At 47.7% G+C, this 23021-nt stretch carries 23 protein-coding genes; 9 read left to right on the top strand and 14 right to left on the bottom strand.

Annotated elements, in window-relative coordinates; translation table 11 throughout:
* The first annotated feature begins 59 nt into the window (after nucleotides 1–59).
* Nucleotides 60–1028, top strand: a complete 969-nt coding sequence (locus LCL96_RS14455) for a helix-turn-helix transcriptional regulator (protein ID WP_224942160.1) — start codon at nucleotides 60–62, stop codon at nucleotides 1026–1028.
* Nucleotides 1029–1083: 55 nt separating this feature from the next.
* Nucleotides 1084–2019, top strand: coding sequence for a nucleoside hydrolase (locus LCL96_RS14450; RefSeq protein WP_224942159.1), 936 nt, complete (start codon nucleotides 1084–1086; stop codon nucleotides 2017–2019).
* 31 nt (nucleotides 2020–2050) lie between these two features.
* On the opposite strand, the gene LCL96_RS14445 is transcribed toward LCL96_RS14450, so the two are convergent.
* From LCL96_RS14445 to LCL96_RS14400, 10 genes are all read right to left on the bottom strand, one after another.
* Complete coding sequence (locus LCL96_RS14445) at nucleotides 2051–2284, bottom strand: hypothetical protein (RefSeq protein ID WP_224942157.1); 234 nt, start codon at nucleotides 2282–2284, stop codon at nucleotides 2051–2053.
* Nucleotides 2285–2619: 335 nt separating this feature from the next.
* Nucleotides 2620–3060 (bottom strand): hypothetical protein, encoded by a 441-nt coding sequence (locus LCL96_RS14440; protein ID WP_224942155.1) that lies wholly within the window; start codon nucleotides 3058–3060, stop codon nucleotides 2620–2622.
* A 183-nt stretch (nucleotides 3061–3243) separates the two neighbouring features.
* Nucleotides 3244–3639, bottom strand: a complete 396-nt coding sequence (locus LCL96_RS14435; RefSeq protein ID WP_224942153.1) for a VOC family protein — start codon at nucleotides 3637–3639, stop codon at nucleotides 3244–3246.
* Nucleotides 3640–3731: 92 nt separating this feature from the next.
* A complete protein-coding gene (locus tag LCL96_RS14430) occupies nucleotides 3732–5351 on the bottom strand; it encodes a long-chain fatty acid--CoA ligase (RefSeq protein WP_224942151.1) in 1620 nt (539 codons plus the stop codon).
* A gap of 30 nt (nucleotides 5352–5381) precedes the next feature.
* Entirely contained in the window at nucleotides 5382–6461 is a 1080-nt protein-coding gene (locus LCL96_RS14425; protein ID WP_224943461.1) for a CaiB/BaiF CoA transferase family protein, read from the bottom strand.
* A gap of 39 nt (nucleotides 6462–6500) precedes the next feature.
* A complete protein-coding gene (locus tag LCL96_RS14420) occupies nucleotides 6501–7652 on the bottom strand; it encodes a thiolase family protein (protein WP_224942149.1) in 1152 nt (383 codons plus the stop codon).
* 29 nt (nucleotides 7653–7681) lie between these two features.
* Nucleotides 7682–8827 carry an acyl-CoA dehydrogenase family protein gene (locus tag LCL96_RS14415; RefSeq protein WP_224942148.1) on the bottom strand — a complete coding sequence of 382 codons (1146 nt, stop codon included), beginning with the start codon at nucleotides 8825–8827 and terminating at the stop codon, nucleotides 7682–7684.
* A 29-nt stretch (nucleotides 8828–8856) separates the two neighbouring features.
* On the bottom strand, nucleotides 8857–10380 hold the full coding sequence (locus tag LCL96_RS14410) for a class I adenylate-forming enzyme family protein (protein ID WP_224942147.1): 1524 nt from the start codon (nucleotides 10378–10380) through the stop codon (nucleotides 8857–8859).
* Between the two features lie 175 nt (nucleotides 10381–10555).
* The gene (locus LCL96_RS14405; protein WP_224942146.1) at nucleotides 10556–12604 is read right to left on the bottom strand and encodes a sigma-54-dependent Fis family transcriptional regulator; all 2049 of its coding nucleotides are present in this window, start codon (nucleotides 12602–12604) and stop codon (nucleotides 10556–10558) included.
* A gap of 196 nt (nucleotides 12605–12800) precedes the next feature.
* Nucleotides 12801–13568: a 3-hydroxyacyl-CoA dehydrogenase gene (locus LCL96_RS14400; RefSeq protein ID WP_224942145.1), complete on the bottom strand. Its 768-nt coding sequence runs from the start codon at nucleotides 13566–13568 to the stop codon at nucleotides 12801–12803.
* A gap of 358 nt (nucleotides 13569–13926) precedes the next feature.
* Here LCL96_RS14400 and LCL96_RS14395 point away from each other — a divergent pair, with 358 nt between their 5' ends.
* The 4 genes from LCL96_RS14395 (at nucleotide 13927) to LCL96_RS14380 (ending at nucleotide 17186) form a co-directional block, all read left to right on the top strand.
* Nucleotides 13927–14496 carry a DeoR family transcriptional regulator gene (locus tag LCL96_RS14395; RefSeq protein WP_224942144.1) on the top strand — a complete coding sequence of 190 codons (570 nt, stop codon included), beginning with the start codon at nucleotides 13927–13929 and terminating at the stop codon, nucleotides 14494–14496.
* A 17-nt stretch (nucleotides 14497–14513) separates the two neighbouring features.
* Nucleotides 14514–15845, top strand: a complete 1332-nt coding sequence (locus LCL96_RS14390; RefSeq protein ID WP_224942143.1) for a PepSY-associated TM helix domain-containing protein — start codon at nucleotides 14514–14516, stop codon at nucleotides 15843–15845.
* Nucleotides 15846–15861: 16 nt separating this feature from the next.
* The gene (locus LCL96_RS14385) at nucleotides 15862–16326 is read left to right on the top strand and encodes a FixH family protein (RefSeq protein WP_224942142.1); all 465 of its coding nucleotides are present in this window, start codon (nucleotides 15862–15864) and stop codon (nucleotides 16324–16326) included.
* A gap of 98 nt (nucleotides 16327–16424) precedes the next feature.
* Nucleotides 16425–17186 (top strand): DUF3891 family protein, encoded by a 762-nt coding sequence (locus LCL96_RS14380; RefSeq protein ID WP_224942140.1) that lies wholly within the window; start codon nucleotides 16425–16427, stop codon nucleotides 17184–17186.
* A 46-nt stretch (nucleotides 17187–17232) separates the two neighbouring features.
* Here LCL96_RS14380 and LCL96_RS14375 read toward each other — a convergent pair whose 3' ends face one another.
* The 4 genes from LCL96_RS14375 to LCL96_RS14360 all read right to left on the bottom strand — a co-directional run bounded on the left by LCL96_RS14375 (nucleotide 17233) and on the right by LCL96_RS14360 (nucleotide 20275).
* Nucleotides 17233–17745 carry a hypothetical protein gene (locus tag LCL96_RS14375; RefSeq protein WP_224942138.1) on the bottom strand — a complete coding sequence of 171 codons (513 nt, stop codon included), beginning with the start codon at nucleotides 17743–17745 and terminating at the stop codon, nucleotides 17233–17235.
* 77 nt (nucleotides 17746–17822) lie between these two features.
* Nucleotides 17823–19097 carry an MFS transporter gene (locus tag LCL96_RS14370; RefSeq protein ID WP_224942136.1) on the bottom strand — a complete coding sequence of 425 codons (1275 nt, stop codon included), beginning with the start codon at nucleotides 19095–19097 and terminating at the stop codon, nucleotides 17823–17825.
* Nucleotides 19097–19702 (bottom strand): TetR/AcrR family transcriptional regulator, encoded by a 606-nt coding sequence (locus LCL96_RS14365; RefSeq protein ID WP_224942134.1) that lies wholly within the window; start codon nucleotides 19700–19702, stop codon nucleotides 19097–19099. Before LCL96_RS14365 ends, LCL96_RS14370 begins: the two co-directional genes overlap by 1 nt.
* Before the next feature lie 141 nt (nucleotides 19703–19843).
* On the bottom strand, nucleotides 19844–20275 hold the full coding sequence (locus LCL96_RS14360; RefSeq protein WP_224942133.1) for a MarR family winged helix-turn-helix transcriptional regulator: 432 nt from the start codon (nucleotides 20273–20275) through the stop codon (nucleotides 19844–19846).
* A gap of 168 nt (nucleotides 20276–20443) precedes the next feature.
* Between LCL96_RS14360 and LCL96_RS14355 the strand changes: the two genes are divergently transcribed.
* The 3 genes from LCL96_RS14355 to nagZ all read left to right on the top strand — a co-directional run bounded on the left by LCL96_RS14355 (nucleotide 20444) and on the right by nagZ (nucleotide 23015).
* Nucleotides 20444–20839 carry a CidA/LrgA family protein gene (locus LCL96_RS14355; protein WP_224942132.1) on the top strand — a complete coding sequence of 132 codons (396 nt, stop codon included), beginning with the start codon at nucleotides 20444–20446 and terminating at the stop codon, nucleotides 20837–20839.
* Entirely contained in the window at nucleotides 20812–21504 is a 693-nt protein-coding gene (locus LCL96_RS14350; protein WP_224942131.1) for an LrgB family protein, read from the top strand. The genes LCL96_RS14355 and LCL96_RS14350 overlap by 28 nt, the downstream gene beginning before the upstream one ends.
* Before the next feature lie 311 nt (nucleotides 21505–21815).
* Nucleotides 21816–23015, top strand: coding sequence for a beta-N-acetylhexosaminidase (gene nagZ / locus LCL96_RS14345; protein ID WP_318246432.1), 1200 nt, complete (start codon nucleotides 21816–21818; stop codon nucleotides 23013–23015).
* Nucleotides 23016–23021: the final 6 nt, after the last annotated feature.

The following is a 23021-nucleotide window of genomic DNA, read 5'->3' as shown; positions in this document are numbered from 1 at the left end:
TTGACATCTGTTGTCATATTTCATTTAATAAAACTAAATGATTGAAAAGGGTGAGGCAAATGAGAGGCGACCGATTAGTATCGATTCTATTACTACTGCAAACACATGGACGGATGACTGCGAAAGAACTGGCTGAAAAATTGGAGGTATCCGAGCGGACCATTCACCGGGACATGGAGGCCCTTAGCGGCACAGGGATTCCCGTGGTGGCGGAACGAGGCCAAAACGGGGGTTGGTCGCTCCTTAAGGACTACCGGACGGATCTGACAGGCTTGAAGGAAGCAGAAATCCGTGCTCTGTTCCTGTCTCCATCCGTTCAACTTCTTGACGACCTCGGTCTGACCCGCACGACCGAGGAAGCACGGAACAAACTGATCGCCTCCCTCCCATCCACTTACCGGGAAAATGCGCAGGACGTATGGAACCGGATCCACATCGACATAAGTTCATGGAGAAAGCAGAAAGACAAAACTACTTCTCTGGAAATCATTAAAGAGGCAATATTCCAGGAAAACATGTTGAAAATTTCCTACGAACGCGCTGACGGAGAAACGAATGACCGCTCGGTTGAACCACTCGGGCTCGTGGCGAAGGGGGATCTCTGGTATCTCGTCGCCGCCAAAGAGAATGGGGATATTCGTAATTACCGGGTCTCCCGGATTCACCATGTCGAAACGTTGGACGAGCAGTTCAAAAGACCTCAAGGCTTCAATTTGTCTCAGTACTGGTCGTCCTCCACCACATCTTTCATTAAGAAGCTGCCTTCTTATGAAGTGAGAGTCAAGGTATCACCGGATGCCTTATCGAGGCTCACATTCACAGGACGGTTTGCCAGGGTACTTGAAGTAGGCGATCGAAGAGGTGATGCGTGGATACCTGTGACTCTCTCTTTCGATACCGAAGAAGAAGCGAAGGCGTATCTCCTGGGGTTTGCCGATCGGGTAAAAGTGATAGAACCTGCCGACCTCAAGCATTACATCCTGGAAATGGCTGAGGCCACTCTTTCATTCTACCGGAGACAGGAATAATTCTCGCGATTCTCCGATACGTTATAGAAATACGACTATCGTGAGGAGAATTCCCATGAAGAACATCATTCTATTTGCAGATCCCGGCATCGATGATTCTGTGGCGATCATGTATGCCCTCTTAAATCCGGACATTAACGTCCTCGGCATCGTATCCAGTTACGGTAATGTCGAAAAGGAGCAGGCCACTGATAACATTGCCTATCTGCTCAAGCTTGCCGAAAGGACGGATATCCCGATCATCGGTGGATCCAACACCCCTTCATCAGGCAAAATCCCCACCTACTATCCTGAAATCCACGGACAGGAAGGATTGGGACCGATTCGTCCCCCCGAAAACTTCTCGGGAGAGCTAACCAACTTTTCAACAATTTATAAAATCATCGAGGAAAATAAGGACGTTACGATCGTTGATGTGGGTAGAAACACATCACTCGCCACCCTTTACGTGTTAGGAGAAAATATCGCCAAGGAAGTAAAGGAGTTTTATATCATGGGAGGGGCCTTTCTCGTACCAGGAAATGTCACTCCTTCAGCAGAAGCCAACTTCTACGGAGATCCCATAGCATCAGAACTTGTAGTCAAAAAACTCGACAATCTATATATAGCCCCTTTAAACGTCACGAATAAGGCCATCGTCACCCTTGATCACATCAAGACCATTCAAGAGATGACTGATAACCCCCTTGTCCAGATTGCGGATGACGTCATGACCTACTATATCAATGCTTATAAGAAGCTGGTTCCCGGTATAAACGGGGCACCGCTCCACGATGTTGTCACCCTTTCCCTCATGGTGAATCCGGACATGGGAAAAACCATCCGAAGGGACGTCGAGGTACTGACCTCAGGAATCGGTCAGGGCACATCCATCGCCGACTTCAGGGTCAGTTCCAAGCCTGCTGAAAGAAATATCAACATTTATCTAGAGATTGATTATGAAATGTTCCTGAAGGATTTTATCGGGGTGATGACAGGGAAAAAGGGATGAGGCAGTGGATGCCTCATCCCTTTTTCTATCTTTAATAAATTAACCCTTCAACAGACACAAAGAGGAGAAAAGCTGATACACCATAATACAAATAACTCCTGTATGACTTCGGATCCTTCTGGCGGTCTTCGAGTCCCATGATCACCATCATGATTGCCAACCCCGCCATGGTAAAAGGAAGCAAATCGTTATTGTCCGAAAACAGTCCATAGATTGATACTGCCAGGACGATGGAGGCTATCGTTTGTCTCAATATTTTCAGCATGGTAGATTCCCCATTTCTTCTCAAGTAAACAATGCTCTTAAAATAAAGGGTAAGATGCCAGATGTAGAAATACCAATAAAAATGGATGCGGTCACCGCCCATCGATTATTTCGTTTCAACAGCTCTTGCCGTTTGTAGGCGACCGAGAAAAGTTTAATCAAGGATTGCACGGTTCTATAGATGATTGAAAAAAGCGTGAGGATGTAGACATCCTTATGGGATTTTCCTTCTTCGTTTAACATCCTTATTTTACCACAAATTCAAACGGACTTCCCCAAAGACATAGAAAAAGTGTTTGACCCCATTCAGGCCAGATACCCCATCTATCTACTTCATCATTCAGCCTCTTTTTGTTTTCTCTGTAGATAATCTCTCAGCAGGTCTTGTTCGATCAGATAAGAACGATTTCCAGATTTATACTCATAGTTCACTTTAAACCTTCCTTCTTCAACATAGGTAATAGAAAGCCTCTTATTCGTATCGAGTTCAATCCGGATGGCAGAAGCAGATAATGGATCTTCAGTAGGTTTTAAGACCTCTGGATCTTCTATATCTGAAATATACGTAGATTCATTGTATAGCTTGATGATATGCTGAATTTCATTTGCACTAATGTTCGGAAAGGACTTGAATCCCTTTTTTTTAAAAACGATATCAACATCTGCAGTAACTACTTTTTCATCATTCACTTTTTCAATGTCTTTACTTAGACACCCTGTAAGGAAGAGTGTAGCAACCATTATAATAGTGCAGAATACCACCCATTTCCCATTCAAGCTTCCACCTCCCTTCCATGCAAACCACGATGAATCGTTATGATCCTTTTCCGTCGCACAACATTCATTAAAATACGTATATACTTTATGACTTCGTTTAACCACAAGAATCATATATTCAGGGATATCCCCCTATATGATAAAAAAAGTGCCTGACCCATTCAGGCCAGACACCCCACCTATCTACTTCGCATCCTTATCCGGCTGATGAATCCCAAACACATTTCCTTCTGTGTCTATGTAGTATCCCTGCCACGCCATTCCTGGAAGAGCATACTTCGGCATCGCCACCTTGCCTCCGTTTTCAAGGATGAGCTTCTCGGTTTCATCATAATTCTCTACACCCATCGTACATGAATACCCGTTCATCGGCTGATTCGCTTGAGGTGGAGGACTTTGACGCTGCATCAATGCACCATTGATCCCCATCTCATTCTCATCTCCGGTCACAGCCCCGAAGTAAGGCATTCCGGCGTATTCGCTCCAGTCCTCGAACTTCCAGTCGAATACTTCTCCGTAGAACGTCTTTGCACGGTCCATGTCATCTACATGTACTTCAAAATGTACCATTCTCCCCATTATTCGTACCTCCCAGAATATTGTCTTTCACACTATCATTTCGGTATCTCTGAGAGAATCCCTTCTTTTTTCCAATTAATATTCAGAGCTATTTAGGATTTCTCCACCAACAAATCCTTCAGTTGCTCTCGCAGTGCCCTCTTCAGGAATTTACCCACCGATGTTTTCGGGATTTCCTCCATAAAGACAATCTCATCAGGCAGCCACCACTTGGCGAATTGCGGGGCAATGAAATCGAGGAGTTCTTGTTTGTCGACTTTCCCTTTATACGGTTCCTTCAACACTACGCAGGCAACCGGGCGCTCCTGCCACTCTGCGTGAGGCACGGCCACAATACTCGCTTCGAATACGGCATCATGCGCCATTAACGCATTCTCAAGATCAACAGACGAGATCCATTCCCCGCCGCTCTTGATCAGGTCCTTCGTCCGGTCGACAAGCTTGATGATGCCCTCTTCATCGACGGTCGCAACGTCACCTGTGTAGAGCCATCCATCCCTGAACGCATCTTGGGAACGCTCGTCCTTATAATATTCATCTGCAATCCACGGGCCGCGGAGCAGAAGCTCTCCCATTTCCTCGCCATCCCATTTTACTTCTCCGTTGATGCCCACCACTTTCATCTCAAGTCCTGGAACGATGAGCCCTTGCTTGGAACGGATATCGAGGATTTCCTCCTGATCAAGATCGGTCTGGTAACTCTTGAGCCGTGAAACAACCGCCAGGGGAGCCGTCTCTGTCATCCCGTAGGCATGTAGGAATGGAATGTTATACTTCGTTTCAAACGCTTTGATCATGCCCCTCGGCGCTGCTGACCCTCCGCAGACGATGGATCGCAGGGAAGAAGTATCATATTCTCCCTTTTCCAGTTCATTCAGAAGGCCAAGCCAAATCGTTGGAACTCCGGCAGTAAAGGTGACCTTTTCCTTTTCAATCAGTTCAGCCAGTAGTTTAGGGGTAAACAGCGGACCAGGCAACACTTGTGTCGAGCCGAACCAGGTGGCAGCGAAAGGCAGTCCCCATGCATTCGCGTGAAACATAGGCACGACCGGTAAGACGACATCCCTTTCTGACAAGGCCGCCGTATCCGCCAAACCGAAAGCATAGCTGTGCAGGACGATCCCTCTGTGGGAATAAACGACACCCTTTGGTTGACCCGTGGTGGCGGAGGTGTAGCACATTCCGGCTGGTTCATTTTCGTCGATATCCTTCACGAACTCGAAATTCGGACTGGCTTCACGCAGCAGCTCTTCATAAGAATAAACGGGTTCCAGTGTCGTTTCCGGAAGTTCATCTTTGTCGGTCATGATGATATACGCTTCGACTGTTTTGAACTGGTCCTTGATTTTCTCAATAAGGGGCAGTAAATCCTCATCTACCAACAACACCTTGTCTTCCGCATGATTCACAATGTAAGAAATGTGTTCAGCCGACAGGCGGATATTGATGGTGTGGATCACCGCTCCCATTCCCGGTGCGGCAAAGTAGGCCTCCAGATGGCGATGATGATTCCATGCAAACGTCCCGACCTTGTCCCCTTTCACGACACCGAGCTTCTCAAGTGCACTCGACAGCCTCCGGGTACGCTCACCGATTTCCTTATACGTGAAGCGATGGATTCCGGAAAGTGTCCTTGAAACGACCTGCTTTTTTGGAAAAAACTTTTCGGCTCTCTCCAAAAGTGAACCTACTGTTAATGGAACATTCATCATACAAACATTTCCCCTTCCGCTACTCTTAATCTAATATTCATCCACGAGGTGAAGCCAGTCCTTCAACACCGCTTTCGTATGCTCCCCTTTTCCCGGAGCTTGTGTGACGGCCCCTCGATGATCCCCGTACATATTCACTAGCCCTTCATCTGTGATAAAATCCTTTTCTTTAAAAACAGGATACTCCGCAAGCTCTCCCGCCTCGAGAACCGGGGTAAGACAGCAGTCCACCGCCTGCCCAAATTCTGACCACTCCTCACGTGTTTTACTCTTGAACAAATCGACCAATTCACAGTAAACGGGATTTTCCGTTTCCGGCTTCGAATAGTGGGCAGACACCCAGTCTGCCCTGCCGATGGCCACACAGAAATTACGCCAAAATTTCGGTTCCAGAGCAGCGAGTGTAACGTATCCATGATCTTTCGTTTCGTACAGTCCGTATGAAATGACGGTACCGTTTAACACCTGAATTCCATTGGGATATCCTGTTTCCTTTTCCAACAGGACGTGGTTCGTCATCAGGGAAGCCATCGTTTCCGCAAGGGATATGCAGTGATAGCTCCCCTCACCTGATAACCCTCTCGACACTAGCCCGGCAAGGATCCGTTCGCTTGCCGCCATTCCCCCGATATAGTCGGCAAAGGTATGACTCGGATGAACCGGCATTCCTCTCTTATCCTTCAGCTGGGTAAGGGCGCCGCTTACACTCATATAATTCAGATCATGACTACCGAGTTGCGACATCTTTCCCTTTTTCCCGTAGCCTGTAATGGAGCAATAGATGAGAGTAGGATGGATGTCTCTGACCGCTTCGTACCCGAGGCCGAACTTTTCCATGACGCCTGGCCGGAAGCTTTCCACAAGTACATCGGCCTTCCGGATCAGGTCAAAGGCGATCCTTTTTCCTTCCTCCTGCTTCAGATCCAGGACGATGCTTTTTTTGCCCCGGTTATGAGCCCTGAACACCACACCGTTTCCATTATGTCTTGCGGGATCTCCTTCAGGGGATTCTACCTTGATTACTTCCGCACCAAGCTCCGCGAGTCTTAAGGTCGTGAAGGGTCCGGGTATATAGTTTGTAAAGTCAATTACTCTAATTCCCTTTAGCATGTCGGACAACTCACACCTCCTCTATCGGATCTCTGTTCATTAGATCCGCTCGATGATGGTGGCATTCGCCATTCCATGACCTTCGCACATCGTCTGTAAGCCGTATCGGCCACCCGTTCGTTCAAGCTCACTCATCATAGTGAGCATCAAGCGTGCACCGCTAGCACCGAGGGGGTGACCAAGGGCAATGGCTCCACCGTTTGGATTCAGCTTCTCCGGATTCGCTCCTGTCTCCTTGAGCCAGGCCATCGGGACGGACGCAAAGGCTTCGTTGACTTCAAACACATCAATATCCTCAAGGGTCAATCCTGACTTCTTCAATGCTTTTTCCGTTGCCGGGATCGGTCCTGTGAGCATCAGTGTGGGATCGGATCCTACCACGACCCGCGTATGGACCTTAAAGCGCGGTTTTAATCCGAGCTCCTCCGCTTTTTCACGGCTCATCAATAGAAGGACCGCTGCCCCGTCACTGATCTGGCTCGCGTTTCCTGCATGAATGACACCGTCTTCCTTGAAGACTGTCTTCAATCCGGCCAGAACATCCGGAGTCGTTCCTTCTCTCGGACCTGAATCATCGGTAACCATAATGGTTTCACCATTTTCATCCGTGACCTGGAGAGGCATGATCTCATTTTTAAAATGACCTTCAGCCTGCGCCTTCAACGCACGACGATGGCTTTCGGCAGAGAATTCATCCAGCTCCCTGCGGGTGAATCCATATTTCTCGGCAATCCGTTCCGCCGATAATCCCTGGTGGATGACTTCGTAACGACTCTTCAGTTTCGGACTGAACGGGACGGCATCCCCATAGTTGGACCCCATCGGGACCCTGGACATATTCTCCACACCTCCAGCGATAACGACATCCATATCTCCTGCCAAAATCGCCTGGGCGGCGAAATGAACGGCCTGCTGGCTTGAACCACACTGGCGGTCAATCGTCGTTCCCGGTACCTCAATCGGGAAACCTGCAATCAGGGCAGCAACACGGGCAATATCCCCCGCCTGTTCACCGGACTGAGACACGCAGCCAAGAATGACATCCTCCACAAGCCCGGGATCGATCCCCGCCCGTTTGACCACCTCTTCAAGGACCAGTGCCGCAAGATCATCGGGACGGATATCCTTTAGTAGTCCCTTCCTTCTTCCGACTGGTGTCCTCACACCTTCAACAATGACAACTTCACGCATATCCATCTTCCTTTCTGTTATTCCACAATCTATAATCCTAAGTTTTTCGCAATGATCGTCTTCATGATTTCATTGGTTCCTGCGTAAATGCCCGCCACGGGAATATCGCGGAATCTTCTCGCAATCTCGTATTCTTCCATATATCCGTATCCCCCATGGAGCTGCATGCATTCCGCTGCAATCTTCTTGGCGATATCGGTCAGTTTCCACTTGGCCATGGATACCTTGGTCACAATATCCTCGCCTGCGATATGTTCTGCTATCAGCTGATCAAGGAACGACCTGCCCATTTCGATTTCTGTTGCCATCTCTGCGATTTTAAACTGGGTATTCTGAAATTTGCTCACCGGCTTTCCGAACGCTTCCCGGCTTTTCACATAATCAATGGTCTGGTTTAGCATCACTTCCGATGCGGTCTGGGCGGCAATAGCAACAAGCAGGCGTTCCTGCTGCAGCTTTTCCATCAAATATACGAAGCCTTTTCCCTCTTCTCCAAGCAGGTTTTCTTTCGGGACGCGACAGTCTTCGAAGATGAGCTCCGCCGTATCCTGGGAGTGCAGCCCCACCTTATTCAGCTTCCTTCCCCGTGAAAAACCGGGTGCGTCCCGTTCGATCACAATCAGGCTGACACCTTTATGCTTCGGGTTCGCTTTCGGGTCCGTTTTGCAGGCCACCACAACGAGGTCTGAATGAATGCCATTCGTGATGAACGTTTTGGCACCATTGACGACATAGTGGTCACCGTCAAGGATCGCCGTCGTCTTGATGTTGGCAAGATCGGATCCGGTTCCCGGTTCCGTCATGGCAATCGCCGTGATGATTTCCCCCGTTGCACATTTAGGGAGCCAGCGTTTTTTCTGCTCTTCCGTGCCATATGCCGTGATATAAGGAACCACGATATCATTATGAAGACCGATGCCGACAAGCCCTGAGCCCACTCTCTCAATCTCTTCGTTGATGACGACAGAAAATCCCCAGTCCACGCCGCTTCCTCCATATTGCTCCTCGATATCCGGGCAGAGATAGCCCTGCTCCCCCATCTTCGTCCAGAAGGAACGGGGAATCATCCGCTCCTCCTCCCACTTTTCATAGTGGGGATACGCTTCTTTTTCTAAAAACTTCCGTAATGACTTGCGGAACATGTCATGATCATCTGTTAAATAAAGATGTTTCATTTCCCTCTCTCCTCTATGAAAATCGCCGTTTATTGTTTGACTCCGGCAAGGGACTGTCGGAGCTGGTATTTTAATATTTTCCCTGATGCATTTCTCGGCAGGGCCTCTTCTACGAAGATTCTTCTGGGAATCTTATAGCCTGCAAGCTTTTGACGGCAGAAATCTTTCAGTTCCTGTTCATCGATGCTTGCACCTTGCTTCGGAACGATGACGGCACAGACGGCTTCCCCCCATGTTTCATCAGGGAGTCCAATGATGGCGGCCTCGAGCACGGAAGGATGCTCATAAAGGACTTCTTCGACTTCGATGGAATACACATTTTCACCGCCTGAAATGATCATGTCCTTTTTCCGGTCCACAAGAGTGATGTAGCCTTCTTCATCAATGGTCGCGAGATCCCCCGTATACAGCCAGCCGTCCTTCAGCGTTTTTGCCGTCTCCTCAGGCTTTTTATAATATTCCTTCATGATCGATTCACCCTTGATGATGAACTCGCCGACGACACCTGGTGAAATGTCCTTTCCTTCCTCATTGACCACTCTCGCTTCGGTAAGGAAGGCGGCTTTCCCACCCTTTCCAAGGTGAGCTTTGTGTCCCTCTGGATCCAGCAGGATTCCACCGGGACCAGCTTCCGTCAGACCGCAAAGATTATAAAACTGGTCTGTCTTGAACAATTCGATGCTCTTTCTTACGACCTCAGGAGCCATCGGAGCCGCACCATATCCACATCGTTTAATGGAAGACAGATCATACTCGGCAGCATTCGGCACCTGAAGCATGAAGGTATACATAGCAGGTACCCCGAAGAAGTGGGTGACCCCATGCTCCTGTATCGCTTCAAGGGTTTTCACCGGATGGAACTCCCGGTGGATGACATGGGTCGCACCGAGTACGATCCCTGAGAGAAGGAACAAGTTCAGCTGTGCTGAATGGAACAAAGGAGCAATATGAAGGAAGTTCTCTTTCTCATTGATGCCCATGCTGATCATCATCGTGAGACCGACATTGAATACCCGTTTGTGATCGAATAGCGCCCCTTTTGGTCTTCCCGTCGTACCGGAAGTATAGAGAATTTCCAAATCATCATCGTCACTGACGTGAACTTGCGGTTCCTCTGTATTCTCTGCAAGTACCCGGTGGAATGAATGGTGTCCCACTGTGCTCGGGGTCCCTGTCGTGATGACATGCAGGACTTGGGTTTCTTCCCTGGCAGCCGTGATTGTCTCCTCGAACTCCCCGTCACAGAAGACGGCAGCCGCCCCGGACTGATCGAGAATATAATGAACCTCGGATGACGTCAGGCGGAAATTGACAGGAACGTTCACTGCCCCGATCTTGGCACCGGCCAGGAAAGCAAGCACAAACTGATCGGAATTCTTCATCATCAGAGCCAGTTTGTCACCTTTTTTGATTCCAAGATGGAGAAGTCCATGAGCCAGTTTATTCACTTCTTCGTTCAACTGTTTATACGTATAGGTTCTTCCTTCACATACAACCGCCAGCTTCCCCGGCTTTTTCCTCGCATTTTGTGCTAAATAAGACCCGATATCCATTCTTCATTTCCCCCTATTGGCAAATAGTTTGAAAACGCATTCAATTTTTTGCATGCAATAATTATGCCAACTTTCAGAAAACAATCACCATAAGGAATGGACAGATTCTGCAGCAATCAAGGTGTCCAGGATTTGGACACCTTGATATGGACACCTCTACGATAATTGACACGCACTATACCGTCAGCTGATATTTCTTCAGCTTTTCATATAATCCGGAACGGCTTATGCCGAGGAGCCTGGCTGCTTGGGCTTTGTTGCCTTTTGATTGATTCAGGGCCTGTTTAATGGCGCCAAGTTCAGCATCCTCCGCCAGACTGATGGACGGATTAGCCCGTTCTGACACCTTTGATACAAGATAATCCGGAAGGTCCTCGACCTGGATATGTCCATGCTCCGCAAATGTCATCGCACGCTCAAGCACATTTCGAAGCTCCCGGACATTTCCCGGCCACTCATATTGAAGAAGGGCCGTTTTCACTTTACCCGTAATGCCGGTGACACTCGTACCAAGCATGGAATTGAGTTCGATCATCAGATTATGGGTGAGATGCTCCACATCATGGACACGTTCACGCAGTGGGGGGATATTCAAGGAAATGACGTTCAGCCTGTAATAAAGATCCTCCCGAAAATCCCCTTCCTTCACCATTTTCTCCAGATTCCGATTGGTGGCGGCGATAATCCGCACATCGACTTTGATGCGTTCATTTCCCCCAACACGGTAGAATTCACGCTCCTGGAGAACGCGTAATAGCTTTGCCTGAAGCGAAATCGACATATCACCAATTTCATCGAGAAACAGCGTTCCCCCATTGGCCAGGTCAAACTTCCCGACTTTTCCCCGCTGCTTCGCTCCCGTAAAAGCCCCTTCTTCATATCCGAAAAACTCGGATTCCAGTAAATCCTCAGGAATCGCTGCACAGTTGACGATGACAAATTTCCCGTCGCTCCGTGCGCTGCTGTTATGGATAGCGTGGGCAAACAATTCCTTTCCGGTCCCGCTTTCCCCCCTGACCAGCACAGTCGACCTGCCTCTCGCTGCTTTGGCGGCACTTTTCTTTAGTTTTTCCATATAAGGGTACTCACTGAGAATATGATCCCAGGTGAACCGCGCGGATTCGGATTTTTGCAGCTGCCCCTGGTAGTAGCTCGCCTTGTTCTCAGCCTTTTGCAGCCTCTTAAAGAGCTCGCTCACCTCGTTTAATTGACGGAACATCACCTTCCCAATGGCTCCGATGACCCGGCCATCCTTCTTGATGGGGATTCTGTGCACAATATATTTAATGCCTTTTCTTTCGTGAAAATCACTGATTTCAGCGGCTTCCGTCTTAAAGACTTTGCGAAGCTTCAACTGTGGCAGCACATTGTCTGCATCTTTGTTAAGCACCTCCGCCTTTTCCAGGTTGAAAAGTTCAAGGAGCGGAGGGCTTACCATCGTGACGACATTCCGCTCATTCGTCATCAGGATGCCATCGTACGCATGCTCTAATGAAGTCTCGATGGTCAGCTTCAGCTTTTTGACCGTCTGCAACTCTTCCGCCATCTTTTCAATTTCAGAAATATCCTGAAAGAGAACGATTTTCCCCTGCTTGTGGTTCACGGTTTCGTAGGATGAAACATGCAGGAGGCACTGATACGTTTCGTCATGATGATGGCCATTGTCTTCAAGGGACAGGTTTGGCATTACTTCGTGAAGAGGATGATCGTGAATGCTTTCGATGGAGTGACCGGTGATCTTTGAAAAGGAATCATTGGCATAGACGACCTGTAACTGTTCATCCGTCATTAATACTCCCACACTGGAGTGCATCAAGATCGTCTCCAGCTGATCCTTTAATGTATTGGCTGATTTCAATAAGGCCATCACCATTTCCGTTTTGGTCAGTAGCCCCATCACTTTGTCTTCCTCATCCAGGACGATCCCCGTCCCCGCTTTGCTCGTTTTTACCTGTTCCTCAATTTGGTGATACGGCGTATCGATCCGGATCGTTCGGGCTTCTTTTTTTATGTAGGATTTAATGGGTGTATCGAGTGGCATCTGGTCCAGGATCATTTGGTATAATCCGCTTCGTGTAAACACCCCCTGAAGATTCCGCTCACTGTCTGTAACCGGCAGGAGGTTCCATTTCTTTGCTTTTATGATTTCAATTGCTTCTTTCAATGGTGTTTCAGCCGTCACTACACAATCGACGGACGTGACCATGTCACGGAATTGAATCATGTCCATCCCCCTTTGATGAAATCTGAAAATTCAATCTGTTATGTTCATTATAAGGTTTCGGGATCCAAAGGTCACTTCCTGGTGGAAATATTCTGGGGGGTGTAGCGTTTGATGGAAATCGATTGTTTCAAATGAAATTCACAAAAAGCACTACAAAAAAATCAGAGGCTTAATCAACCTCTGATTCTCTACCTACTTATCTTGGCTGCATACGAATAGCTCCGTCAAGACGAATCGTCTCCCCGTTCAACATCGGGTTCGTCAGGATACTTCCTACCAGCTGGGCGTATTCATCCGGCATCCCCAGCCGCTTAGGGAAAGGCACCATTTTTCCGAGAGACTCAATGGCCTCCTCCGGTAATGATTCAAACATTGGGGTGTGGAACAAGCCTGGCGCGATCGTCATCACCCGGATGCCGTACGAAGCAAGCTCCCTTGCGATCGGAAGTGTCATACCGACGACTCCACCTTTCGAGGCACTGTAGGCAGCCTGTCCGATCTGCCCTTCAAAGGCCGCTACTGAAGCGGTATTGATGATGACTCCCCTCTCTTCCGATTCCCCCGGCTCATTCTTAGCCATGTGTTCAGAAGCCAGTCGGATCACATTGAATGTACCGATTAAATTAATCGAGATCACTTTTGAAAACATATCAAGCGAATGAATTCCTTTTTTCGATAGCAGCTTGGATGCTATTCCGATTCCTGCACAGTTGACTACCGTATTCACCGCTCCGAAAGACTCCACGGCTTTTTGAATGGCACCGGAAACATCCTCCTCACTCATTACATCCGTTCGGACAAATAGACTTCTTCCTCCGAGTTCATCCACAAGCGCTCGGCCTCTTTCATCGGCTACATCCAAAATGGCTGCTCTCCCGCCACCTTTGATGATCTGCCTTACTGTCGCTTCCCCTAAACCTGATGCTCCACCCGTCACAATGGCGATTGATTCACTGATCTTCATTGAAGTGTCCTCCCTTTGTCTCTATTCACCTACTACTTTGCAAGAACTGTGCCAAGCTTGATATCGCAGTGTTCATGGTTTTAGAGAGGCTGGAACTGTCCAGAAAAAGGACACTTAATGAACAATGATGTATAGCACCCAAAAGTGGCATCTCGAATGATCCAATTCCTCAACATTCACGTTTACTGTTTGACTCTCTCATCTTTCCTCACGCTAATTGTGTGGAAAATAAAAAGTTTCTTTGTACATTATGTTACACATCAACATTTTTTCACTTTTTTTCACAGTAAATCTATTGAACGATTTATGATGCTTATCTAAGATATACCTAGCAACCAACACTGAAAGGATGATCCTCATGCTGCCAATTGATCGACAGGAACAAATTTTGACATGGCTCAAAGAAGAGGGAACGCTTCGAGTGTCTGACATCAGTTCCCGCCTCGATGTATCGGAAATGACAGTCTACCGGGACCTTAAGCCCCTAATGGAAGCCAATAAGATCAGAAAGACCTCGAATGGTATTTCAACAATGGAATCACACAGCCTCCCAGCTGATACGTGTATGTATTGCTTGAAACCGACAACTTCAAGAAGATCGGTTCAACTTGTAAAAAAGGATCATACGATCGAGCAGACCTGTTGCCCTCACTGCGGCTTACTTCGCTATGAAGACATCAAGGAGGATGTGGTGCAGATCCTCTGCCGGGACTTCCTGACGGATGTGACCATCAGCGGGAAAACAGCCACTTACTTGATCGGTGCAGACCTGAACCTGAATTGCTGTCAGCCACAGGTCATCGCCTTTGAATCAAGGAAACAGGCAGGACAATTTCAAACCGGGTTCGGGGGTAAACTCCATAACCTTCAAGAAGCCATAACGGCCATCTCAACAGACATGCAAGGATCGGGCTGCTGCCACGACTAAGAAAAGAGGAAAAGTGTATGGAAAAAAAATCATATCAAACGATTTGGAGATGGCATCTCTACGCAGGCATCATCATTGCCCCGTTTCTCATTATCCTTGCTGTGACGGGATCGATTTATCTCTTCAAGCCCCAGATCGAACAGAATCTCTATCAAAAGTATTATGAAGTCAACCCACAGGGAGAAAAGCTTCCTGCCACTGAACTAGTCAATGAAGTGAAAACGTTTCACCCCGATGCACAGATCACAAGCTTCCGTCCCGGGGAAAGTGCCGACCGTTCCAGTGAAATCGGCATCAGCACCGAAGAAGGATCCACTACGGTCTTTATGGACCCCTATACAGGAAAATCCCTCGGTGAGATGAAGCCTGAGGACCGGTTTATGAATAAAGTCGTAGAAATCCACGGAGAATTGATGGCTGGTACCCTTGGCGACCGGATTGTCGAACTTGTAGCCTGCTGGGTTGTCGTCTTGATTGTCACTGGGTTATTCTTATGGTTTCCACGAAAGAAAGACAAGCTTTCGGGTGTGCTTCTTCCCCGATTCAATAAAGGTAAGAAAATCTTCAGAAGGGACCTTCACGCTGTACCGGCTTTCTGGGTCACAGCGGGCATGCTGTTCCTGGTTATGACGGGACTGCCATGGTCAGGTTTCTGGGGAACCAACTTCCAGAATCTCATGACGAATGCAGGGGCCGGCTATCCTCCATCCATCTGGTCAGGTGAAGCTCCACAGTCCGTCGTCAAAACAAAGGAAATCGCCGACGTCCCATGGGCAGCGGAAAACCTGAAAGTACCAGTCTCCGCACTTGAAGGCTATACACCATTATCACTGAATGATGTTGTGAAGATTGCAGATCGAGAGGGAATCGACCCGAGCTATAAAGTATACATCCCTCAGGATGAAACGGGCGTTTATACGTTATCCGCTTTCCCTGCCAAAGCACAGAACGAGGTCACGATGCACCTTGATCAATATACTGGTGCGGTCCTCGCTGATTACCGTTTCGACAACTACGGAATCGGCGGAAAAATTGTCGCCATGGGGATCACCCTCCATACGGGCACACAATTCGGATTCATCAATCAACTGTTCAGCTTGTTCATCTGCCTCGGCATCATGCTCGTATCAATTAGCGGATTCTATATGTGGCTGAAACGCAAACCGAAAAAAGAAATGGGTGCACCGAAATCACCCGGCATCCTGAAAATGAAGTACTTCCTGCTTGTCATGATCGCACTCGGTATCCTGTTCCCACTTGTCGGGGCTTCCTTGATTGTCGTCTTGCTACTTGACCGGCTACTGATCAAACAAATCCCTGCTACGAAAAAATTCTTCGGTGCGGCATAAGAAAGGACGATGCGTCATGAAAACAACTGTTAAAACCATTAGTATCCTCTTCCTATGCACCCTTCTCGGAGCCTGCGCCCCGAAAGAAGATGCAGCGGAATTGTATCATCAGGAATCGCCGTTACAGGCTGATATCAGCTTGCCAAAGAATTTTTCCGGTAACGAGCCGATTAAGGTCGAACTTACACAAAACGAGAAAAAAGTGGCTGATGCCGACTTCGTCCATGTGGAAATATGGAAGAATGACGGAACTTTCCATGATGGAATGGAAGAAGCGGAGAATGCCGGAGATGGTGAGTACACATACAAGAAGAAACTGACGGAAGACGGACTGTATTACATCAAAGTCCACGCAGGAAACAACGGCTCCACCATCATGCCGACACTGCCCTTTGCCGTCGGTGAACTATCCAAAGCAGACGTTGAAGCCTTGAATGATCAAGCTCCGGCTGAGAGTGGAGATCACAGTCAACACCATTAACGATAAAAGATCGAAAGTACATGCTACTTTCGATCTTTTTTTGACTGAATAGAAGATGTCTAGTTTGCTATAATGGTCATAAAAAGGGTGTTGATTCGATGATTATCCGAGAAACCGAAGAATCCTTCCTTATGGTCAAACAACACGACCACGCTTATGTATCCGGCGAAACAATCAAACATTTCAATCGGAATCTACTAAAATCCGAAGATCTCTTCGATGACTTCGTATATGCAGCCCATCAGCACGACCGGAGCTGGATCGGACTTGACGACACGCCGATCTGGAATGACGTGAAGCAGATTCCCTTTACTTTTTCAGACTATCCCCTCCTCCCTAAACTTGCATTCTATAAGATTGGTGTGGATGAGGTTGAGGAGGTTAACCTCTATGCGGCACTCCTGTGCAGTCTCCATTTCTGCTCCTTCTTTGCCAAATCCAAGGATCCAAACTGCCTGCATTTTTTACAGGATGAAGCGATTAGGCAGAAGAACATCCGTCAGCACCTGCAGAATCTCGACGAAGAACTGCTCACCCAACATTTTCAGTTGCTTCAACTGTCCGATAATCTCTCCCTATACTTTTGCCTGAACGAACCGGGAGTTGTGAAAGAAACCGAGCATCCCTGGTTCAGGGACGGATTCAAGAATACAGAGAGCTTTCACCCTGATAATCAAAAGCTACAGGCAAGGTGGGTGAATGAGCATGAGGTGACGTTTGATGCTTATCCTTTTGAAAGGGATTTCCGAGTGAACTTACCTTACAAAAAAGTCTCTAAGAGTGCCACTGAGAAGGTGGGGATTGCGGAGGCCTATGAAAGAAGTGAGATGGAGGAAAGGATGATTATATTGAAGCAATAAGAAAACGAGGTCAGCATGTTTATAAAGGGGCTGACCTCATTAAGCGTTACTCTGTTACAATTCCTTCATCAAACAAAATGGTTTGGGTTTGAGACTGACCAAATTTTTTATAGAATATCCGTACAGAACTGATATCGTGATCAGGTTCAATATGTTTTGGTTTTACCCTTAATACTAAGGAGAAGTCGTTATCTGGTTTGTACCCCTTCACAGGAAGCAAGGATTGAACCAGCCCTTCTTTTATTGCTTCATTCTCTTCCATTGATCCAAAATCCCTTTTACTTATAAAAGACTGAACGAAATCGGGATCATCTTCTGTTCTAAATATTGTCCCATCACTCAGAATCAGCTCTACTTTCTCCAGGATAGGGGTCCCGATCCCCTCCCATTTGATTAAGTAGCCAAGATAAACGACCTGGTTTTCGTTAAAAATTCCTTTATCAACTGACACGTGACTTACTTTTTCGAACCTTCCTTTATGACTTAATAGATTGAATGCTCCGAGACAACTCATGATCAATAGGAATAAGATTCCCCATCTTTTGAGATACTTTTTCATCCCGCCATCCCTCTGATTCCTTTATTTCTGCTTATATTCGATTCATTTTTGAATCATTCCTCAAACTCGAGTTGTTGCTACGAAGAAACCGATGCTTTCACTTCCTGCACCACTTCACCCTTTGCTTCCAGCGTTTTCGTAATCATATGATACATGACGGTCCCGGCCATACCGAGGATCAACAGGATACCTCCCATCATCAGCGGGCTGACCCATTCGCCTACAATGATGAGAAGGGATGCAATGATCATGGCACCATAAAAGGTCAGACTGTAAAAGGCCATGTACGTACTGCGGGCGTTGGACGGAGCCAGATCCCCGATCATCGCCTGTTTGATCGGCACATACATGAGCTCCCCGAACGTTCCGACAAACCCCAGGATAAAGAGGAATAAAATATTGTTTGTGAAGGCAAAGGCGCTGAAACACACAGAAAAGATGAACATCCCAGTCACAAGCGTCCAGCGGTCCTTCCACTTTTTAAAGAGAAATAAGACGACGGCGGATAGCAGCACGACGATAATCGTATTTTCCGTCCGCAGGAATCCGAGCATCCGCGTACCGTCAAGGGTGAAGTCAAAGCCTAAGAGAGAAGACTGCTCTTCAGGGATATCCCTCTCCAGACGGATCCCGACGTAATTCGTCAATGATTGCTCCAGCGTCAAAATAAAGACGGCACCGATGATGTACATCATGAATAATTTATCTTTCAATACGATTGAATAGCTCTGAACCATCTTATTGGAAGAAGAACTGCTTTGAGTAGTAGAAGGTTCCGGTGTGTAGGTTTCTGAGATGAAGAAAATGGTGATCAGGACGGACAGGAGTGTGATCCCAGTAATCCCGAGGAATAATTCAAACAGGTACGCTTTAAATAGAAAAGCTCCAACGATGCCCCCGATGGCCGTGGCAAGATTCCCAAGCCAGTAGCTGACCGTGAACACGAGCTTTCTTGAAACCGAATCGGTCACATCGATGATCATCGCCTGTGCAGCAGGCTGGAACATCCCGCCGGCAAACATATTGAATACGAAGAACGTCGCCGTGACGTACGGAAGGTCGAACCACGGTGAATTGCACAGGGCAATGAATAAGTACGTCGCCATGATTCCGAGTTCGGCATAAATCATAATCTTCCTGCGCCCTACCTTATCGGAAATATGCCCGCCGATAAATCCGCCGATGATTCCGCTGATGACGATCAGGACAAGAATGACCCCTGTTTGGGTGGCACCGATTTTCTGGGCGAAATAGATGGCCATGAATGGAATGACGGCCATGGATACAAGTCCACCGATGAACTGCATGGCAAGCCGCAACTTCAGATTCGGATGAATATCCCGTATTCTCATTACGATTCCCACCCTTCCGTTACAGGACCAAATAGCCGCAGGGCCTGTATTTTCATATTGTTCCAGATCAGATTCGTGTGGTCATCGACAAAGGTTAGCCGCAATCCATTCAAAAGGGATATGTAGGATTGAGCGATCAATACCGGCGATCCTTCATAGAAAACCCCTTGCTTCTGTCCCTTCTCGATGACGGGATAAATACGCTCTGCAAAGACATCGACAAAGGCACTCAAGTCTGCAAACAGCACAGGATAGCGGTCAGGCCTCGCCAATACCTGCTGGGAGAGGCGGAGGAAATCCTTATTTCTTGCAAACACATCCAGCTGGCAATCGATCATGCTTCTGACCATCTCCATCGGGCTCCCGCTGTACCGTTCCTCTATCTCACTAAAGTACGGCTTGATTTCCTCCAGGGGCTCCAGGATCGCCGCTTCAAAGAGCACTTCCTTTGTGGCAAAATACGTAAACACGGATCCGAAGCTGACCCCTGCTTCCTTGGCAATAGCCGAGATGGTCGTTTCGGCAAATCCGTTTTCGCTATATGTTTTAACGGCCGCCCCTAGAATCGCCGCTCTCTTTTTCATCATTTTTTCCTCTCGTGACATAATGCTCCCCCCTCTTTTCTCAAAAATGATTGATTAATCAATTTTTATTTTACTGTTAGATATTTCCATAGTCAACGGTTATTTTTCGACAAAAAAAAGGCTGCCTCCTGATATCTGCACATACCAGAAAGCAAACCTATTTCATTCATCAAATGCCCCGTTCATCCGGACCAAAAGTTCCCCGAATACTTTCTTCTCCTCATTGGACCAGCCTTCAAGCAGGTCTTCATACCACTCGAGCCTCTTCCGACTGTCGATAACAAGCTTTTCCTTTCCTACCTCCGTCAGATCAAATACGCTTACCCTTCCGTCACTTGGATCTGAGAATCTTTGAATGAGCCCCTTCGATTCAAGTGTGGCCGCCTGTCTGGACAACGTCGAAATATCGAGTTGGAACGCTTCGGCAAGCTCCTTCAATCGTGATGGCCCGTGTTCATCCAGCTGCCTCATCAGCAGGTAGGCGGACCGCTCCAATATCCCGATTTTCCGTTCGGACTGATCCCGGAATACTGCTTTTCTGATCAGGGTCGTCAATTCATATTCAATCCGCTCAATAGAGTTCTCTTCGGACACAGATATCCTCCTTTTTTTGTCAGTCAATCTAACAGATTCATTGACATCAATTCAAGTACTTGTATAATACAAATATATATAGTTGTATCGTACAAGTAATCCCAGGAAAAGTAAAGCGTTTTCATTGAAAGGTGGGGAAAAAGGGCTTTCCAGTAGAAGCCCTGTGTTATGAAAATCATTCGGATACTCATCCAAATCGGCATTCTTTATGCCTTTTCCTTTATAGGGGGAGCCGTCGAACAAGTCCTTGATCTACCTGTACCCGGGAGCATCATCGGGTTGATCCTGCTTCTTGCATGCTTGTCGTTCAAAATAGTCCCCGTGATGATCGTGGAAGATGGAGCAAGCTTTTTACTCGCCATCCTTCCGTTATTATTCATTCCGGCTATGACCGGGGTCATAAACTATCCGTCTCTACTTTCCGGGACCGGTGCCATGCTCTTTTTCATCGTTGTGGTGAGTACCGTCGTGACCATGGCCGCATCCGGATTTGCCAGCCAGCACTTAGAGAAACGATCTGAAAGAAGGGAACATCTATGCAGCAAGCATTTATCGCAATCCTGATCATCACCCTCACCGCTGTCCTTTATTTTGCCATGGTAAAGGTGTATCAGCGGTTTTCGTATCCCGTACTGATCCCGGTACTGACGACCACGATCGTAATCGTCGGACTGTTGATCTCTATGCATATACCCTATGAGGAGTATATGATCGGCGGGAAGTGGATTCATTCCCTCCTTGGTCCGGCCGTCGTCGCCCTCGCCTATCCCCTGTATAAACAGCGGAAAATCCTGATGAAGTACCGGTTCCCGATCATCGGTGGCGTCTTCGCCGGACTTCTGACCGGAATGGTGAGTGGACTTCTGTTCGCCCGGATTCTCGGCATCGACCATGACTTAATCCTGTCCATCGTTCCGAAATCGATCACGACACCCGTCGCCATCCAGATCGCATCAGGTATCGGCGGCGTTCCATCCATGACCGTCGTCTTCGTCATGATCGCCGGCTTCTCGGGCGTCATACTCGGACCGATGATCCTAAAGATGGTGCGCATCCACAGTTCCCTTGGACGCGGCATCGCCCTCGGCAGCGCATCCCACGCCCTGGGTACCTCGAAAGCAATGGAATACGGGGAGCTGACTGTTTCCATGAGTTCCGTGTCCATGACGCTCAGTGCCCTCTTTGGATCAGTGTTTGGTCCGATTGTGGTGTGGATGTTTCAGATTTAGATGATGCGTTCTGAGTGTCCGCAAAGATTTTTCGACAAAACGGTTGAATAATTGAAAGTCTGGATCAATTATTCGAATCGAGGATTAATTATCGGATATCAGGATTATAAATCCGAGATAAGGATTAAATCTAAGAAAAATTGGTTTATTTAACGGATTCCAGCGTACATCAGGAGTGTTATGCTGGAAGAAAAAGAGTGAAAATGACTAAAAGACCCGTTCATACCGGGTCTTTTTCTATTTTTCCGTTTACAGCACAGCAGATACGAACAGAATGATACCAAGTATCCAATATCGAAAGGAACATCAATATGTCAAAAAAAAAGATTGGCTATTCTCTTTTAACCGTCATGATCTTAGTATTCATTCTGTCCTATTTCGCCATCAATCCGATTGGGGGTAAAAACCGGGAAGATCACCACCATTCCTTGATCTCCGACATGACCCTCGATGAAAAAATCGGCCAGATGCTCGTAGCCGGCGTCAATGGGACCCAGATGGATGAACCGACGAAAAAACTGATCCAGACACACAAAGTCGGAGGATTCATCTTCTTCTCGGATCACTTGAAGGGACCGGAACAAACCGTCCGATTCCTGAACCAACTGAAGGACGCCAACACCGATAACCCTCTTCCCCTTCTATTGAGCGTCGACCAGGAAGGGGGGAATGTGACGAGACTCCCTGGAGGGCTTGTCAACTTCCCTACCAATCAAAAGATCGGAAACGCGAACGATCCCGACATCTCCTATGAAGTGGGTACCCTTCTTGGTCAAGAGCTGAAAGAGTTCGGATTCAACCTGAACTTCGCACCCGTACTGGACGTAAACAGCAATCCGGATAATCCCATCATCGGAGACCGCTCCTTCAGTGCTGATCCGGATATCGTCAGCGAATTAGGGATCCAGACGATGAAAGGAATAGAGTCCCAAGGAGTCATTTCGTCGATCAAGCACTTCCCCGGCCACGGAGACACTTCCGTCGACTCCCATCTTGCGCTCCCCGTTGTCAACAAGAGCCTGCAAGAACTCCAGTCCCTTGAGCTGATCCCATTCAAGCGTGCCATCGATGACGGAGCAGACCTCGTCATGGTCGCACACATCCTGCTTCCCAAGATTGATGACACCTATCCGTCATCATTATCCAAGAGCGTCGTGACAGAGCTTTTACGGGAAAAGCTTGACTACAAAGGCGTCGTCATCACCGATGATATGACCATGAAAGCCATTGCGGATAACTACGGAATGGGAGACGCCGCAGTTCAAGCCGTCAAAGCCGGCAGCGACCTGATCCTCATCGCCCATGATGCCCAAAAGGCCGTGACGGCTTTGGAAGCACTGAAATCAGCGGTGGAAAAGGGTGAGATCTCAGAGGAACGGATTGATGAAAGTGTAAAAAGAATCATTCAATTAAAACGATCATACAGTCTGGAAGATACCCAGACTGGCGAAGTCGACCTGACGGATCTAAACCAATCAATCGACTCAGTCAACTCAAAAATCCTTGAATAATTCAAA

The sequence above is a fragment of the Rossellomorea aquimaris genome (genome assembly GCF_020172085.1).
In the GTDB taxonomy this organism is placed as follows: Bacteria; Bacillota; Bacilli; order Bacillales; family Bacillaceae_B; genus Rossellomorea; species Rossellomorea aquimaris_E.
This window is presented reverse-complemented; position numbering and strand designations above follow the sequence as displayed.

Bases quoted from the DNA above. Each gene is read 5' to 3' on its own strand.
- LCL96_RS14455 (WP_224942160.1), top strand. From the start codon at position 60: ATGAGAGGCGACCGATTAGTATCGATTCTATTACTACTGCAAACACAT.
- LCL96_RS14450 (WP_224942159.1), top strand. From the start codon at position 1,084: ATGAAGAACATCATTCTATTTGCAGATCCCGGCATCGATGATTCTGTG.
- LCL96_RS14445 (WP_224942157.1), bottom strand. From the start codon at position 2,284: ATGCTGAAAATATTGAGACAAACGATAGCCTCCATCGTCCTGGCAGTA.
- LCL96_RS14435 (WP_224942153.1), bottom strand. From the start codon at position 3,639: ATGGGGAGAATGGTACATTTTGAAGTACATGTAGATGACATGGACCGT.
- LCL96_RS14430 (WP_224942151.1), bottom strand. From the start codon at position 5,351: ATGATGAATGTTCCATTAACAGTAGGTTCACTTTTGGAGAGAGCCGAA.
- LCL96_RS14425 (WP_224943461.1), bottom strand. From the start codon at position 6,461: ATGCTAAAGGGAATTAGAGTAATTGACTTTACAAACTATATACCCGGA.
- LCL96_RS14420 (WP_224942149.1), bottom strand. From the start codon at position 7,652: ATGCGTGAAGTTGTCATTGTTGAAGGTGTGAGGACACCAGTCGGAAGA.
- LCL96_RS14415 (WP_224942148.1), bottom strand. From the start codon at position 8,827: ATGAAACATCTTTATTTAACAGATGATCATGACATGTTCCGCAAGTCA.
- LCL96_RS14410 (WP_224942147.1), bottom strand. From the start codon at position 10,380: ATGGATATCGGGTCTTATTTAGCACAAAATGCGAGGAAAAAGCCGGGG.
- LCL96_RS14405 (WP_224942146.1), bottom strand. From the start codon at position 12,604: ATGATTCAATTCCGTGACATGGTCACGTCCGTCGATTGTGTAGTGACG.
- LCL96_RS14400 (WP_224942145.1), bottom strand. From the start codon at position 13,568: ATGAAGATCAGTGAATCAATCGCCATTGTGACGGGTGGAGCATCAGGT.
- LCL96_RS14395 (WP_224942144.1), top strand. From the start codon at position 13,927: ATGCTGCCAATTGATCGACAGGAACAAATTTTGACATGGCTCAAAGAA.
- LCL96_RS14390 (WP_224942143.1), top strand. From the start codon at position 14,514: ATGGAAAAAAAATCATATCAAACGATTTGGAGATGGCATCTCTACGCA.
- LCL96_RS14385 (WP_224942142.1), top strand. From the start codon at position 15,862: ATGAAAACAACTGTTAAAACCATTAGTATCCTCTTCCTATGCACCCTT.
- LCL96_RS14380 (WP_224942140.1), top strand. From the start codon at position 16,425: ATGATTATCCGAGAAACCGAAGAATCCTTCCTTATGGTCAAACAACAC.
- LCL96_RS14375 (WP_224942138.1), bottom strand. From the start codon at position 17,745: ATGAAAAAGTATCTCAAAAGATGGGGAATCTTATTCCTATTGATCATG.
- LCL96_RS14370 (WP_224942136.1), bottom strand. From the start codon at position 19,097: ATGAGAATACGGGATATTCATCCGAATCTGAAGTTGCGGCTTGCCATG.
- LCL96_RS14365 (WP_224942134.1), bottom strand. From the start codon at position 19,702: ATGTCACGAGAGGAAAAAATGATGAAAAAGAGAGCGGCGATTCTAGGG.
- LCL96_RS14355 (WP_224942132.1), top strand. From the start codon at position 20,444: ATGAAAATCATTCGGATACTCATCCAAATCGGCATTCTTTATGCCTTT.
- LCL96_RS14350 (WP_224942131.1), top strand. From the start codon at position 20,812: ATGCAGCAAGCATTTATCGCAATCCTGATCATCACCCTCACCGCTGTC.
- nagZ (WP_318246432.1), top strand. From the start codon at position 21,816: ATGTCAAAAAAAAAGATTGGCTATTCTCTTTTAACCGTCATGATCTTA.